Annotated in this window: 11 protein-coding genes; 9 read left to right on the top strand and 2 right to left on the bottom strand. The window is 61.7% G+C overall.

From position 1 onward, the window contains the following. The first annotated feature begins 2 nt into the window (after positions 1–2). The 3 genes from ahcY to metF all read left to right on the top strand — a co-directional run bounded on the left by ahcY (position 3) and on the right by metF (position 2682). Positions 3–1427 (top strand): adenosylhomocysteinase, encoded by a 1425-nt coding sequence (gene ahcY, locus ASN89_RS24715; protein WP_046682017.1) that lies wholly within the window; start codon positions 3–5, stop codon positions 1425–1427. Between the two features lie 81 nt (positions 1428–1508). Then, positions 1509–1865, top strand: coding sequence for a phage holin family protein (locus ASN89_RS24710; RefSeq protein WP_034783534.1), 357 nt, complete (start codon positions 1509–1511; stop codon positions 1863–1865). After that, complete coding sequence (gene metF, locus ASN89_RS24705) at positions 1852–2682, top strand: methylenetetrahydrofolate reductase [NAD(P)H] (RefSeq protein ID WP_034753084.1); 831 nt, start codon at positions 1852–1854, stop codon at positions 2680–2682. Before ASN89_RS24710 ends, metF begins: the two co-directional genes overlap by 14 nt. A 14-nt stretch (positions 2683–2696) precedes the next feature. Here metF and ASN89_RS24700 read toward each other — a convergent pair whose 3' ends face one another. Continuing rightward, on the bottom strand, positions 2697–3224 hold the full coding sequence (locus tag ASN89_RS24700; RefSeq protein WP_058051112.1) for a 5-formyltetrahydrofolate cyclo-ligase: 528 nt from the start codon (positions 3222–3224) through the stop codon (positions 2697–2699). 137 nt (positions 3225–3361) lie between these two features. Here ASN89_RS24700 and ASN89_RS24695 point away from each other — a divergent pair, with 137 nt between their 5' ends. The 4 genes from ASN89_RS24695 to ASN89_RS24680 are packed head-to-tail and all read left to right on the top strand — an operon-like array spanning position 3362 to position 7878. Next, a complete protein-coding gene (locus ASN89_RS24695) occupies positions 3362–5317 on the top strand; it encodes a lytic transglycosylase domain-containing protein (protein ID WP_235502071.1) in 1956 nt (651 codons plus the stop codon). A gap of 12 nt (positions 5318–5329) precedes the next feature. Next, entirely contained in the window at positions 5330–6046 is a 717-nt protein-coding gene (locus ASN89_RS24690) for a glutathione S-transferase family protein (protein WP_058051110.1), read from the top strand. A gap of 12 nt (positions 6047–6058) precedes the next feature. Beyond that, the gene (locus ASN89_RS24685; protein WP_058051109.1) at positions 6059–7171 is read left to right on the top strand and encodes a hypothetical protein; all 1113 of its coding nucleotides are present in this window, start codon (positions 6059–6061) and stop codon (positions 7169–7171) included. After that, on the top strand, positions 7168–7878 hold the full coding sequence (locus ASN89_RS24680) for a GNAT family N-acetyltransferase (protein ID WP_058051108.1): 711 nt from the start codon (positions 7168–7170) through the stop codon (positions 7876–7878). The genes ASN89_RS24685 and ASN89_RS24680 overlap by 4 nt, the downstream gene beginning before the upstream one ends. Here the strand turns inward: ASN89_RS24680 and ASN89_RS24675 are convergent. Beyond that, on the bottom strand, positions 7870–8400 hold the full coding sequence (locus ASN89_RS24675) for an Lrp/AsnC family transcriptional regulator (protein WP_035823904.1): 531 nt from the start codon (positions 8398–8400) through the stop codon (positions 7870–7872). The genes ASN89_RS24680 and ASN89_RS24675 overlap by 9 nt on opposite strands. A 125-nt stretch (positions 8401–8525) precedes the next feature. On the opposite strand from ASN89_RS24675, the gene hppD reads away from it, so the two are divergent. After that, on the top strand, positions 8526–9653 hold the full coding sequence (gene hppD, locus ASN89_RS24670) for a 4-hydroxyphenylpyruvate dioxygenase (RefSeq protein WP_046682023.1): 1128 nt from the start codon (positions 8526–8528) through the stop codon (positions 9651–9653). 298 nt (positions 9654–9951) lie between these two features. After that, positions 9952–13548 carry an indolepyruvate ferredoxin oxidoreductase family protein gene (locus tag ASN89_RS24665; protein ID WP_058051107.1) on the top strand — a complete coding sequence of 1199 codons (3597 nt, stop codon included), beginning with the start codon at positions 9952–9954 and terminating at the stop codon, positions 13546–13548. Positions 13549–13658: the final 110 nt, after the last annotated feature.

Raw genomic sequence — 13658 nt, 5'->3', positions numbered from 1 at the left:
TGATGAACGCCGTACTCAAATCGCAACACGACTACACCATCGCCGATATCACCTTGGCCGCATGGGGCGACAAAGAAATCAAGATTGCTGAAACGGAAATGCCTGGCCTGATGGCCATCCGCGAAGAATTCGCGGCAGCGCAGCCTTTGAAAGGCGCGCGCATCACCGGTTCCATCCACATGACCATCCAGACCGCCGTGCTGATCCAGACCCTGGAAGCACTGGGCGCGCAAGTGCGTTGGGCATCGTGCAATATTTACTCGACGCAAGACCATGCCGCCGCCGCCATCGCTGCCGCCGGCACGCCCGTGTTCGCCGTCAAGGGCGAGTCGCTGGACGACTACTGGGAATACACGCACCGCATCTTCGAATGGCCTAGCGTGGACGGCAAGGCTGTCTACTCGAACATGATCCTCGACGATGGCGGCGACGCTACCCTGCTGCTGCACCTGGGCGTGCGCGCGGAAACCGACCTGTCGGTGCTGGCCAACCCTGGTTCGGACGAAGAAATCTGCCTGTTCAACTCGATCAAGAAACACTTGCTGGCCGATCCGACCTGGTACTCGAAGCGTCTGCCGGAAATCCTCGGCGTGACGGAAGAAACGACGACCGGCGTGCACCGCTTGTACCAGATGCACAAGGAAGGCAAGCTGGCTTTCCCTGCGATTAACGTGAACGATTCCGTCACCAAATCGAAATTCGACAACCTGTACGGCTGCCGCGAATCCCTGGTCGACGGCATCAAGCGCGCCACCGACGTGATGATCGCCGGCAAAGTCGCCGTCATCGCCGGTTACGGTGATGTCGGCAAGGGTTCCGCCCAAGCCATGCGCGCCCTGTCGGCGCAAGTATGGGTGACGGAAGTCGATCCGATCTGCGCACTGCAGGCGGCGATGGAAGGCTACCGCGTCGTGACCATGGATTACGCGTGCGAACACGGCGACATCTTTGTTACCTGCACGGGCAACTATCACATCCTCACGCACGATCACCTGACGCGCATGAAAGACCAGGCCATCGTCTGCAACATTGGTCACTTCGACAATGAAATCGACGTCGCTTCGTTGAAACAATACGAGTGGGAAAACATCAAGCCGCAAGTCGACCACATCATCTTCCCGTCGGGCCGCCGCATCATCCTGCTGGCCGAAGGCCGCCTGGTCAACCTCGGTTGCGGCACGGGCCACCCGTCGTACGTGATGAGCTCGTCGTTCGCCAACCAGACGATCGCCCAGATCGAACTGTATGCAAACACGGCCAACTACCCGGTCGGCGTGTACACCCTGCCAAAACACCTGGACGAAAAAGTCGCCCGCCTGCAACTCAAAAAGTTGAATGCGCAGCTGACGGAACTGACGCAAGAGCAAGCCGACTACATTGGCGTGCGCACGGAAGGCCCCTACAAGCCCGATCATTACCGCTATTAATCGGTAGTCTGGGGCTGTAACTTACCCTCTGAGGGCCGGCGCCTGCCGCCGGCCTGACCCTACTTTTGACAGGCTAGAGAAATGCGCTTGCTACTGATTTGGTTTATCAATGCGGCAGCCCTGTTTGCCGTCCCTTACCTGATGCACTCGGTGACGATGAGCAGCGGCTGGACCGCGCTGCTGGCCGCTGCCGTGCTGGGGCTGGTCAATGCGCTGATCCGTCCTTTGCTGATCCTGCTGACCCTGCCCGTGACGTTCCTGTCGCTGGGCCTGTTCATTCTGATCATCAACGGCTTCCTGTTCTGGCTCGTGGCACAGGTGATCGATGGTTTCCATGTCGCCAGTTTCTGGTCTGCCGTGGGCGGTGCCATTTTGTACAGCATCATTTCCTGGGCCCTGTCGACCTTACTTTTGAGTAATGACGATGGAAAAGCATAATTTCAGTATTGAGTTTTTCCCGCCGAAAACCCCGGAAGGGGCGGAAAAGCTGCGCGCCACGCGGGTCAAGTTGTCTGAGTTGCATCCGAAGTATTTCTCGGTGACCTTTGGCGCCGGTGGCACCACGCAGCAGGGTACGCTGGACACCGTGCGCGAGATCCTGGCGGCCGGCGAACAGGCCGCACCGCACCTGTCTTGCGTGGGCGGTTCGCGCGAATCGATCCGCGCCGTGCTGGCCGACTTCAAGGCGGCCGGCGTGAAGCGTATCGTCGCCTTGCGCGGCGACTTGCCGAGCGGCTATGGCGCTTCGGGCGAGTTCCGTTACGCCAACGAGCTGGTGGAATTCATCCGCGCCGAGACGGGCGACCATTTTCATATCGAAGTGGCCGCCTATCCGGAAGTGCACCCGCAAGCCCGTTCGCCGCAGGACGACTTGAACGCGTTCGCGCGCAAGGTGCAGGCTGGCGCCAATGCCGCCATCACCCAGTACTTCTACAATGCCGACGCGTATTTTCAGTTTGTCGAGCAGACGCAGAAGATGGGCATCAACGTGCCCATCGTGGCCGGCATCATGCCGATCACGAACTACACGCAGCTGATGCGCTTTTCGGACATGTGCGGCGCGGAAATTCCACGCTGGGTGCGTCTGAAACTGGCCAGCTTCGGCGACGACAGCGCGTCCATCAAGGCCTTTGGCCTGGACGTGGTGACGGGCTTGTGCGAGCGTTTGCTGGAAGGCGGCGCGCCAGGCTTGCATTTCTACAGCATGAACCAGGCGGCGCCCACGACCGCATTGTGGCAGCGTCTGGTGAAGTAAACCGTCCTGACTCGTCAGAACAGATCGCCCTCGGTCACGACGTGATCGAGGGCGATGTCGTATGTGCCGCTGGCAAATGATGCTTTCAAGCAGCCGTATGCCACGCCCAAGGTACGGGGCCGCGGCGCATGTTCCAGGGTGCGGTCGTAATAGCCGCCGCCATAGCCGAGCCGGTAACGTTCCTCATTGAATCCCAGGCAGGGCACGAGCAGGGTGGCAGGTGCAGGGCGCAGGCGCAAACGGGCCGGCACGGCCACGCCCATGCCATCCTTGACCATGGGCTCGCCGGGCGTCCAGTCACTGAATGCCAGCGGCGCATGCTTTTCCAGCACCACGGGCAAGCTTAATTGCACGCCGCGCGCGGCCAGTTGCACATACGCGCCGTGCAAGTCCGGCTCGCCATGCAGGGGCCAGTACACGCCCAGCTCCTTGACGTTTTCCTGCGCGCACCAGTCCAGCAGGCGCTGCGCGATGACCGCGTCCCACCCTGCGCGCGTGGTGTCGGGCAGGGCGCGCCGGGCCGCCAGCAAGGCTTTGCGCAAGCCGGCTTTTTCCTGTAGCGCAATGGGTGGCCGTGTAGCCGGATCGCATGTTATTCTAGGGTCGCTATTCATATCACCATCAAGTTAAGATTGAGAGTCGTACATTGATTTCCCCACTGAAATGGATTGCCGGCACGATGCTGTGTGTTGCATCGGCCTTGTCTCCCCTGGCCGCCCTGGCCCAGGTATCGACCACCGTATCCCCAGCCGCCCCCGACACGCGCAGCGAGGACGATGCCTTCCTGCTGCTGCGCGACGCCGCGCGCAAGGATGACGTCGAAAAAGCCGACTTTTATGCGGGGCGCCTGACGAATTACCAGATTCCATCGTATGTTGACTATTATCGGCTGAAACCGCGCATCAAACTGCTGACCGAGGCGCAATTTCGCGATTACCTGAACCGCTACAAGGGCAGCGCCATCGCCGACCGTTTCCGCAACGACTGGCTGCTGGAACTGGGCCGCAAGCGCGACTGGGTCGTGTTCGATGAACAATACCCGCAATTCGCCCTCGACGACGACACCCAGCTCAAGTGCTACGCGCTGATGTCGCGCGCGGCCAAGGGCCAGAACGTGGCGGCCGAGGCGCGCAACCTGCTCGTGTCTCCGCCCGGCTATGGCGAAGCGTGCGGCAGCCTGATCGCGGTATTGGCGCAAAACGGCCAGTTCGACACGAACGACCTGTGGGCGCAGATCCGCCTGGCGGGCCAGACCAACGCCACAGGCCCGGCGCGCCGCATCGCGCTGCTGCTGGGCGCGTCCGACGCGAAGATGGCGCAAGCGATCGATTTGCCGGCCCTGGTGCTGGCCAAGGGGCCCGGTCCAAGTCGCGCCGATCACGAGATGTACCTGGTGGCTGTCGGCCGCATGGCGAAAAGCACCTTGAAGCTGGGCGTGGTGGCCCTGCAAAAGGCCAGTGCGCAGCTGACGGCGCAGGAACAGGCCATCGGCTGGGCCAGCCTGGCCCTGCAAGCGTCGTATTCGCTGGCGCCGGAAGCATTCGAATATTGGCAAAAAACCAATGGCGCGCCATTGACCCAGGAGCAGATGCAGTGGAAGGCACGTATCGCCTTGCGCGAAGGTAACTGGCCGCTGGTCAAGGCCGCCATCCAGGCCATGCCGGCTTCCCTGCGCACCGATCCTACCTGGGTGTACTGGCTGGCGCGCGCGCAGCAGGCGGAAACGCCGGGTCGCCCGAACGCGCAGGCGGACGCCCTGTACCGCACGATTTCCGAGCAATCGAATTTCTACGGCTTGCTGGCCAATGAAGAGCTGGGCAACCACCTGGTGTTGCCGCCGCCGGGCCAGCCCATTACGCCGGCGGAAATCGCCACCATGGCCGCCAATCCGGGCTTGCAGCGCGCCTTGAAATTCTTCAACATGCGCTTGCGCTTCGAAGGCACGCGCGAGTGGAACTGGGAATTGCGTTCGATGACGGATCGGCAACATCTGGCGGCTGCGGAATTTGCGCGCCAGAACAATGTGCTCGACCGCATGGTCAACACCTCGGACCGCACGCGCCTGGAAGTGGACTACACGCAGCGCTATCCGACGCCGCACGACGACGTCATGCATCCGGCCACGCAAACCCTGGGTCTAGACAAAGCCTGGGTGTACGGCCTGATCCGCCAGGAATCGCGCTTCATCATGGATGCGCAGTCGCACGTGGGCGCGTCCGGCCTGATGCAGGTGATGCCGTCGACGGCCCGTTATGTGGCCAAGAAGATCGGTTTGACGGATTTCGTCACGGAAACCTTGAGCGACGTGCGCACCAACGTCTTGCTGGGCACGAATTACCTGAACATGGTGCTTGGCGGCCTGGACGGTTCGCAAGTGCTGGCCAGCGCCGCCTATAACGCGGGACCGGGGCGCTTGCGCATCTGGCGCGCCACCATGACACGGCCGCTGGAAGGCGCCGTCTTTGCCGAGATCATTCCGTACACGGAAACGCGCGGCTACGTGAAAAACGTGATGGCCAACACCACGTATTACGCGGCCTTGTTCGAGAAGAGCCCGCAGTCGCTGAAGGCGCGCCTGGGTACCGTCGGACCGAAAAACAGCGCCATCGCGGCCGACTTGCCATCATCCAACTAAAGATAGCCGACCATGCAAACGACCATCCTTGATCCCAGCCTGACGCAAACCCTGGCCGCCGCGCGCGAGCCGGGCCTGACCCTCATCATCGGCAACAAGAATTACTCATCGTGGTCGATGCGACCGTGGGTGGCCATGACGGCGTTCGGCATCCCGTTCCAGGAAGTGCGCGTGCTGCTCGATCAAAGCGATACGGCGACGAAAATTGCCGAGTATTCGGCTTGCGGCCGGGTCCCCGTGCTGCTGGCGGGCGAAATCACGATCTGGGACAGCCTGGCCATCTGCGAATACCTGGCCGAGCAGTTTCCCGATAAGCACATGTGGCCGCAAGACGTGGCCGCGCGCGCCATGGCGCGTTGTGTCTGCGCGGAAATGCATTCCGGTTTCACTGGCTTGCGCACGGACATGTCGATGAATATCAAGGCGAAGTTGCCGGGACGGGGCCGCACGGCCGCCGCGCAGGCTGACATCGGCCGCATCAGCGAAATCTGGGAAGAGTGTTTATCGCGCTTTGGCCACCACCAGTTCCTGTTTGGCGACTTTTCCATCGCCGATGCGTACTTTGCTCCCGTCGTCATGCGCTTCCGTACCTATGGCGTGAGCCTGGCGCCGGCGCTGAACGCATATTGCGAGCGCGTGCAGGCGCACCCGGCCGTGGCCCGCTGGATCGCGGAAGCGCTGGCGGAAACGGAAACGGCGCCCAAGCACGACGCGGAATTGCCTGACTAAGAAAAGAGCGTTATGAAGATATACACGGTCGGTGGCGCGGTGCGCGACCAACTGCTGGGCTTGCCCGTGAAAGACCGCGATTACGTCGTCGTCGGCGCCACGCCGGACGACATGCTGCGCCAGGGCTTCCGGCCCGTCGGCAAGGATTTTCCCGTCTTCCTGCACCCGAAGACGCAGGAAGAGTACGCGCTGGCGCGGACGGAACGCAAGACGGCCCCCGGCTACCGGGGCTTTGTCTTCCACACGGCGCCCGACGTCACCCTGGAAGACGACCTGGTGCGCCGCGATTTGACCATCAACGCCATCGCGCAAGCCGAAGATGGCAGCCTGACGGACCCGTTCGGCGGCATCGAGGATATCCAGAACAAAGTGTTTCGCCACGTCTCCGATGCGTTTGGCGAAGACCCCGTGCGCATCTTGCGCCTGGCCCGCTTTGCCGCCCGCTTCGACGGGTTTACGGTGGCACCGGCCACCATGGCCCTCATGCGTCAAATGGTGCTGGACGGCGAAGTCGACGCGCTGGTGGCCGAGCGCGTATGGCAGGAAGTGGCCAAGGGCTTGATGGAAAGCCACCCGTCGCGCATGTTGACGGTGTTGCACGAGTGCGGCGCGCTGGCGCGCATCCTGCCGGAGTTGACAATCAACGAACATTTGCTGCATGTGATTGATAGCGCGGCGGGCGCAGGCCACGCACTGTGCGTGCGCTTTGCCGTGCTGATGCTGGCCGTGCCGCTTGAGCAGATCAACGCGCTCAGCGAGCGCCTGCGCGTGCCCAACGATTGCCGCGAGCTGGCCGTGATGGCGGCGCGCGAGCAGGTCGCCGTCGCCGGTGCGCTGGCCTTGAGCGCCGGGGAACTGGTGCGCTTGTGCGAACGCTGCGACGGACTGCGCAAGCCGCAGCGCTTCGTACAGATGCTGGACGCCATCGCCTGCAATGTGCAAGCCCAGGATCCGGCATTCCCGCAGTCCGCCTGGCTGCAAGCCATGCTGGCGGCCGTGCGCGGCGTCGATGCGGGTGCGCTGGCACAAGCTTGCGCACAGGAACCGAAGCGCATTCCCGAGCTCATCCATGCGGCGCGGGTCGAGGCCGTCACGAACGCGATCAGCAGCATGGAACTGCCATGACCCTGCCAAAATTGTTCCAGAACCCGTTTCGCCGCTGGCTTAGCCGTAGCGGCGGCCGCCCGACCGTGCTCGTCAAGCAATTGCATGAGCGCGACCGGCGCCGCATGATGAAGCATTTCCTGAATCTGGAGAAAAGCGACCGGTTGCTGCGCTTCGGCAGCGCCTTGCCCGATGAGCTCGTCGCCCAGTACGTGCAAAAGATGGATTTCTCGCGCGACATGGTCTACGGCGTCTATAACAGCCTGTTCAAGCTGGTGGGCGTGGGGCATCTGGCGTTCGCGCCGAAGGACAAGTCGCCGGCGAAAAGCGTCGTGACGGACAAGGAGCAGGTGGCCGAGTTTGGCGTGTCCGTGTCGAAATCCATGCGCGGCATGGGTGTGGGGTCGAAACTGTTCGAGCGGGCGGCGATTCACTGCCGTAACAACGACGTCGATACCCTGTACATGCATTGTCTGTCGTCCAATAAGACGATGATGCATATCGCCAAGAAGGCGGGTATGGAAATCCAGCGCGACTATGGCGAAGCCGATGCCTATCTAAAACTGTTGCCGCCGAATCCGGGCAGCATGTTGCAGGAAGCCGTGCAGGAGCAGTTCGCCATGTTCTACTACACGTTCAAGGCGAATGCGCGCGCCGCCAGCAAATTGTTCGAGCGTTTGCCGGGCCGCAAGAAGAAGCCCGGGCCGCCGTCACCGCCGTCACAGTAAGGGCAGGGCCGTCGTATCCTTGATGCGCTGCAAGGCGAAGCTCGATTTCACGTCCAGTACGGCCGGGTGGCGCAGCAGGGTCGCCATCATGAAGCGCGAAAAGTGCTCCATGTCTTCCACGTGTACGCGCAGCAGATAATCCATTTCACCCGTCATCGCGTAGCAGGCCACCACTTCCGGCCATTGCGCCACGGCCACGGCGAAGTCGGCGCGCGGCGACGTGTTTGTCACCAGATTCGGCGCCAGCACGCGCGCCGTGCTGTGGGCATGGGCGGAGGCGTCGCTGTGCTTTTCCAGCCGCACGTTGACGTAGGCCAATAGCCCCAAGCCGATCTTTTCCGGGTCCAGCAGGGCCACGTACTGGCGGATCACGCCCGCTTCTTCCAGCCGTTTGACGCGGCGCAAGCATGGCGACGGCGACAGGCTGACCTGCTCGGCCACATCCTGATTCGACAGGCGGCCATCGGCCTGCAGGACGGCGAGGATCTTGCGATCCGTTTTATCCAGCGTAATTTTGCTCATGCTTCCTCCGGTGGTTCTTGTTTCACGCAATATTATTGCGCAAATCATGATTGTTCGGGAGATCTTTGGCATTTAATGCCCACAGACCGCGCCTATACTGTGCGCTACTTCTTGGAGGAGACATCATGCAATTTCAGCCTTGGGATAACCCGATGGGTACCGATGGTTTCGAGTTCGTCGAGTATGCAGCACCAGACCCAAAAGCATTGGGCAAGCTGTTCGAGAACATGGGATTCACGGCCATCGCGCGCCACCGCCACAAGGATGTGACCCTGTACCGTCAGGGCGACATCAATTTCATCATCAATGCCGAACAAGATTCGTTCGCGCAGCGTTTTGCCCGTCATCACGGCCCGTCCGTGTGCGCCATCGCCATCCGTGTCGACGACGCGGCTTTCGTGTACCGCCGCGCGCTGGAACTGGGCGCATGGGGTTTTGACAATAAAACCGGTCCGATGGAGCTGAATATCCCCGCCATCAAGGGCGTGGGCGATTCCCTGCTGTACTTCGTCGACCGCTGGCGCGGCAAGGGCGCCGACAAGCCGGACGCGGCCGCACCAGGCGGCATCGGCGACATCAGCATCTATGACGTCGATTTCGTCGCCATTCCCGGCGCCGTCGCCAACCCGGTCGGCCATGGCCTGACCTATATCGACCACCTGACGCACAATGTGCACCGTGGCCGCATGAAGGAGTGGGCCGGTTTCTATGAAAACCTGTTCAACTTCCGCGAAGTGCGCTACTTCGACATCGAAGGCAAGCATACTGGTCTGAAGTCGAAAGCCATGACTTCGCCGTGCGGCAAGATCCGCATCCCGATCAATGAATCGTCGGACGACAAGTCGCAGATCGCCGAATACCTGGACCAGTACCACGGCGAAGGCATCCAGCACATCGCGCTGGGCACGGACGATATCTACTCTTCCGTGCAAGGCATGCGCGATACGGGTATCGATTTCCAGGATACGATTGAAACTTACTATGAGCTGGTCAACCGCCGCCTGCCGAACCATGGCGAGCAGCTGGAAGAACTGCGTCGCCTGCGCATCCTGATCGATGGCCACAGCACGGAAACCGAACGCGAATTGCTGCTGCAAATCTTCACGCAGACGGTGATCGGCCCGATCTTCTTTGAGATCATCCAGCGCAAGGGCGACCAGGGCTTCGGCGAAGGCAATTTCCGCGCCCTGTTCGAATCGATCGAGCTGGACCAGATCAAGCGCGGCGTATTGAAAGATACGAGCGCGGCGTAAGCTGGTGGTGTTTGTCGGCTTACGCCGTTCCGGCTAAGCCGACCTACGGCTGGGGCCAGTAATGTAGGTCGGGTTAGCCAGAATGGCGTAACCTGACATGCCCGCAAAAAGATGCACTAAAAAGCAGCAAAAAGTACAAACACGGGAGTGCAGTGCAGCAAAGAACTGCGCGCCTTCCTGTGGTAGTCTACGACAAACAAGTCATTTTTCCGCACCGGCATTGCCCACAAGGCGCGGCCGGTACGTGTGAGTTCAACCGACTTTGCACGCGTAGCACAGAGAATAATGGAGACAAGTAATGAATGCACCAATCAAGGGCTCGAGTCTTGAGCCGGGCGCGCACGCGTCCGAGATTTCCCTGAACGACAAATACACGCTGGAACGTGGCCGCGCCTTCATGACGGGCACGCAAGCGCTGATCCGCCTGCCCATGCTGCAGCGCGAGCGCGACCTGAAGGCTGGCCTGAATACGGCCGGCTACATCACCGGTTACCGCGGTTCGCCTGTGACGTCCGTCGACATGACGGCGATCAAGGCCAAGAAATATCTCGATGAACACCACGTCAAATTCCACCCGGGCCTGAACGAAGACCTGGCCGCCACGGCCGTCTGGGGCACGCAGCAAACGAATCTGTTCGAAGACGCGAAATACGATGGCGTGTTCGGCATGTGGTACGGCAAGGGCCCCGGCGTCGACCGCTGCGGCGACGTCTTCAAGCACGCCAATAACGCCGGCTCCGCCAAGCATGGCGGCGTGCTGGTGCTGGCCGGCGATGACCATGCGGCCAAATCCTCGTCCACGGCGCACCAGTCCGACCATATCCTGAACGCCTGCGGCATCCCCGTGCTGTACCCGTCGTCTGTGCAGGAATACATCGACTACGGCTTGCATGCGTGGGCCATGAGCCGCTACACGGGCCTGTGGGTGTCGATGAAATGCGTGACCGACATCATCGAGTCGGGCGCCGCCGTCGATTTCGACCCGGACCGCGTGCAGATCACCTTGCCGACCGACTTCGAGATGCCGGCCGGCGGCTTGAACATCCGCTGGCCCGATACGGTGCTGGAGCAGGAAGTGCGCATGAACAGCTACAAATGGTATGCGGCGCTGGCCTATGCGCGTGCCAACAAGCTCAATAAAATCATCTGGGACAGCCCGAAGGCGCGCATCGGCATCATCACGGCCGGCAAGTCCTACCTGGACACGCGCCAGGCGCTGGCGGACCTGGGCATCGACGAGCAGACGGCGTCCGACATCGGCATCCGCCTGTACAAGATCGGCATGACCTGGCCGCTGGAAGCGGACGGCGTGCACGAATTCGCCAAGGGCCTCGACGAAATCCTCGTAGTGGAAGAAAAGCGGCAAATCCTCGAATACGCGCTGAAGGAAGAACTCTACAACCTCAAAGACGGCGAACGTCCGCGCGTGGTCGGCAAGTTCGACGACACGGGCGAATGGAGCAACCAGAAGGGCACCGGCCACGGCGACTGGCTGCTGCCGGCCACGTATGAGCTGAACCCTGCCATGATCGCTCGCGCCATTGCCAGCCGCATTTCGCGCTACTACGCGGGCCACCCGGTCGAGCAGCGCGTGAAGGAACGCATCGCTTACCTGGAAGCCAAAGAGAATGTGCTCAAAGCGATCAGCGTGAAACCCGATCCGCAAAAGGACCGCACGCCATTCTTCTGCTCCGGCTGCCCGCACAACAGTTCCACCAAGGTGCCGGAAGGCTCGCGCGCGCTGGCCGGCATCGGCTGCCACTACATGGTGCTATGGATGGACCGCGAAACGTCGACGTTTACCCACATGGGCGCCGAAGGCGTGACCTGGGTGGGCCAGGCGCCGTTCACGAATGAAAAGCACGTGTTTACCAACTTGGGTGACGGCACGTATTTCCACTCGGGCATCCTGGCGATCCGCGCTGCCGTCTCGGCCAAGGTGAACATCACCTACAAGATTCTGTTCAACGATGCGGTGGCCATGACGGGCGGTCAGGAATTCGACGGCCCATTATCGCCGGCCATTATCTCTCGCCAGATCGCCGCCGAAGGCGTCGGCCCCATCATCGTCGTGACCGACGAACCGGAAAAATACCCGTCCGATTACGCCTGGGCGGAAGGCGTCACCGTGCGCCACCGTTCGGAACTGATGGACGTGCAGCGCGAACTGCGCGACATGCCCGGTGTGTCGGCCATGATCTACGACCAGACCTGCGCCTCGGAAAAACGCCGCCGCCGGAAACGCAATGAATACCCGGACCCGGCCAAGCGCGCCGTCATCAACGAAGCCGTCTGCGAAGGCTGCGGCGACTGCTCCGTGCAATCGAACTGCCTGTCGGTGGAACCGCTGGAAACGGAACTGGGGCGCAAGCGCCAGATCAACCAGTCGTCCTGCAACAAGGATTTCTCGTGCACGACGGGCTTCTGCCCCAGTTTCGTGACGGTGGAAGGCGGCGGCTTGAAAAAGCCGAAAAAGGCAGCTGCCGCCGACAAGGATGCGCCAGCCGCTCCGGCCTTGCCGACACCGCGGATTCCTTCGACGGCCGAGCCGTTCGGCATTTTAGTGACCGGCATCGGCGGCACGGGTGTCGTCACGGTCGGCCAGATCCTCGCCATGGCGGCCCACGTGGAAGGCAAGGGCTGTTCCGTGCTGGACATGAGCGGCCTGGCGCAAAAGGGCGGCCCTGTCATGTCGCACGTGCGCCTGGCGGACCGCCAGGAAGATATCCATTCGACGCGCGTCGGCACCGGCGCGGCCGATCTGGTGATCGGCTGCGACCTGATCGTCACGGCCAGCCGCGACGCCTTGTCGCGCATGGGAGAAGGCCGCAGCTGGGCCATGATCAACTCGACCAGCTCGTCGACGGCCGCCTTCGTGAAAAACCCGGACTGGCAATTCCCCGGCGCTTCGGCGCGCATGGAAATCGAAAAGGCTTGCGGCAGCGACCATGTGGACTTCATCGATGCGGGCCAGATCGCCACTGCGCTGATGGGCGACTCGATCGCCACGAACATGTTCATGCTGGGCTACGCCTGGCAAAAGGGCAAAGTGCCACTCAGCGAAGCGGCCATCATGAAGGCCATCGATTTGAACAACGTCTCGGTGGCGTTCAACAAGGCGGCCTTCAACTGGGGTCGCGCCGGTGCGCATGACGCGGCCAGCCTGGTGCGCATGACAACACCAGCCAAGGTGGTGGAATTCAAGCGCATCGACACGCTCGACGACATCATCGAAAAACGGGTGGCCCTGCTGACTGCCTACCAGGACCGCGCGTATGCGCAGCAGTACATCGATTTCGTCGGCCAGGTACGCGCCGCCGAAAGCGCCCTGAATGGCCCGCACTTGCGTCTGACGGAAGCCGTGGCCCGCTACTTCTACAAGCTGATGGCCTACAAGGACGAGTACGAAGTGGCGCGCCTGTACACGGACGGCGCCTTCCAGGCGAAGATCGCCGCCATGTTCGAAGGCGACATCAAGCTCAAGTTCCACCTGGCGCCGCCGATCATGGCGAAAACGGATGCCCAAGGCCATCTGGTGAAGAAGGAATTCGGCCCGTGGATGATGAAGGCGTTCGGCGTGCTGGCCAAGTTCAAGGGCTTGCGCGGCACGGCGTTCGACATCTTCGGCCACACGGCCGAGCGCAAGATGGAGCGCGCGCTGATTCTTGAATACCGCGCGACGGTGGGCGGCTTGCTGCCGAAACTGACGACGGCCAAGCTGGCGCAAGCCGTGGCCATCGCCAGCATCCCGGAAGACATCCGCGGCTATGGCCACGTGAAGGAGCGTCATTTGAAGGCGGCGAAAGAGAAGGAAGCCAGTTTGCTGATCGCCTTCAACGCGCCGACGCCGCTGCCGCCCGTCGTGGCAGCGCCCGTGGCGGCCACCGTGGCGTGATGGGGTGAACTCCATGCTGTAGCAATGGCGCCTGCGGGCGCCATTTTTTTGTATCAAAGAAAACAACGCTTGCCGGCAAAACGCATTATAATTTTTCGATAATTTCTTTT

Source organism: Janthinobacterium sp. Ant5-2-1, from assembly GCF_001445815.1.
Lineage (GTDB): Bacteria > Pseudomonadota > Gammaproteobacteria > Burkholderiales > Burkholderiaceae_D > Janthinobacterium > Janthinobacterium lividum_E.
Note: the sequence above shows the minus strand (reverse complement) of the source record. Positions and strands in the feature narration are given on the sequence as shown.

What these genes read in the sequence shown, in the direction of transcription:
- hppD (WP_046682023.1), top strand. Translation starts at nt 8,526, where the DNA reads ATGCAATTTCAGCCTTGGGATAACCCGATGGGTACCGATGGTTTCGAG.
- metF (WP_034753084.1), top strand. Translation starts at nt 1,852, where the DNA reads ATGGAAAAGCATAATTTCAGTATTGAGTTTTTCCCGCCGAAAACCCCG.
- ASN89_RS24695 (WP_235502071.1), top strand. Translation starts at nt 3,362, where the DNA reads ATGCTGTGTGTTGCATCGGCCTTGTCTCCCCTGGCCGCCCTGGCCCAG.
- ASN89_RS24690 (WP_058051110.1), top strand. Translation starts at nt 5,330, where the DNA reads ATGCAAACGACCATCCTTGATCCCAGCCTGACGCAAACCCTGGCCGCC.
- ASN89_RS24685 (WP_058051109.1), top strand. Translation starts at nt 6,059, where the DNA reads ATGAAGATATACACGGTCGGTGGCGCGGTGCGCGACCAACTGCTGGGC.
- ASN89_RS24675 (WP_035823904.1), bottom strand. Translation starts at nt 8,400, where the DNA reads ATGAGCAAAATTACGCTGGATAAAACGGATCGCAAGATCCTCGCCGTC.
- ASN89_RS24665 (WP_058051107.1), top strand. Translation starts at nt 9,952, where the DNA reads ATGAATGCACCAATCAAGGGCTCGAGTCTTGAGCCGGGCGCGCACGCG.
- ASN89_RS24710 (WP_034783534.1), top strand. Translation starts at nt 1,509, where the DNA reads ATGCGCTTGCTACTGATTTGGTTTATCAATGCGGCAGCCCTGTTTGCC.
- ASN89_RS24680 (WP_058051108.1), top strand. Translation starts at nt 7,168, where the DNA reads ATGACCCTGCCAAAATTGTTCCAGAACCCGTTTCGCCGCTGGCTTAGC.
- ahcY (WP_046682017.1), top strand. Translation starts at nt 3, where the DNA reads ATGAACGCCGTACTCAAATCGCAACACGACTACACCATCGCCGATATC.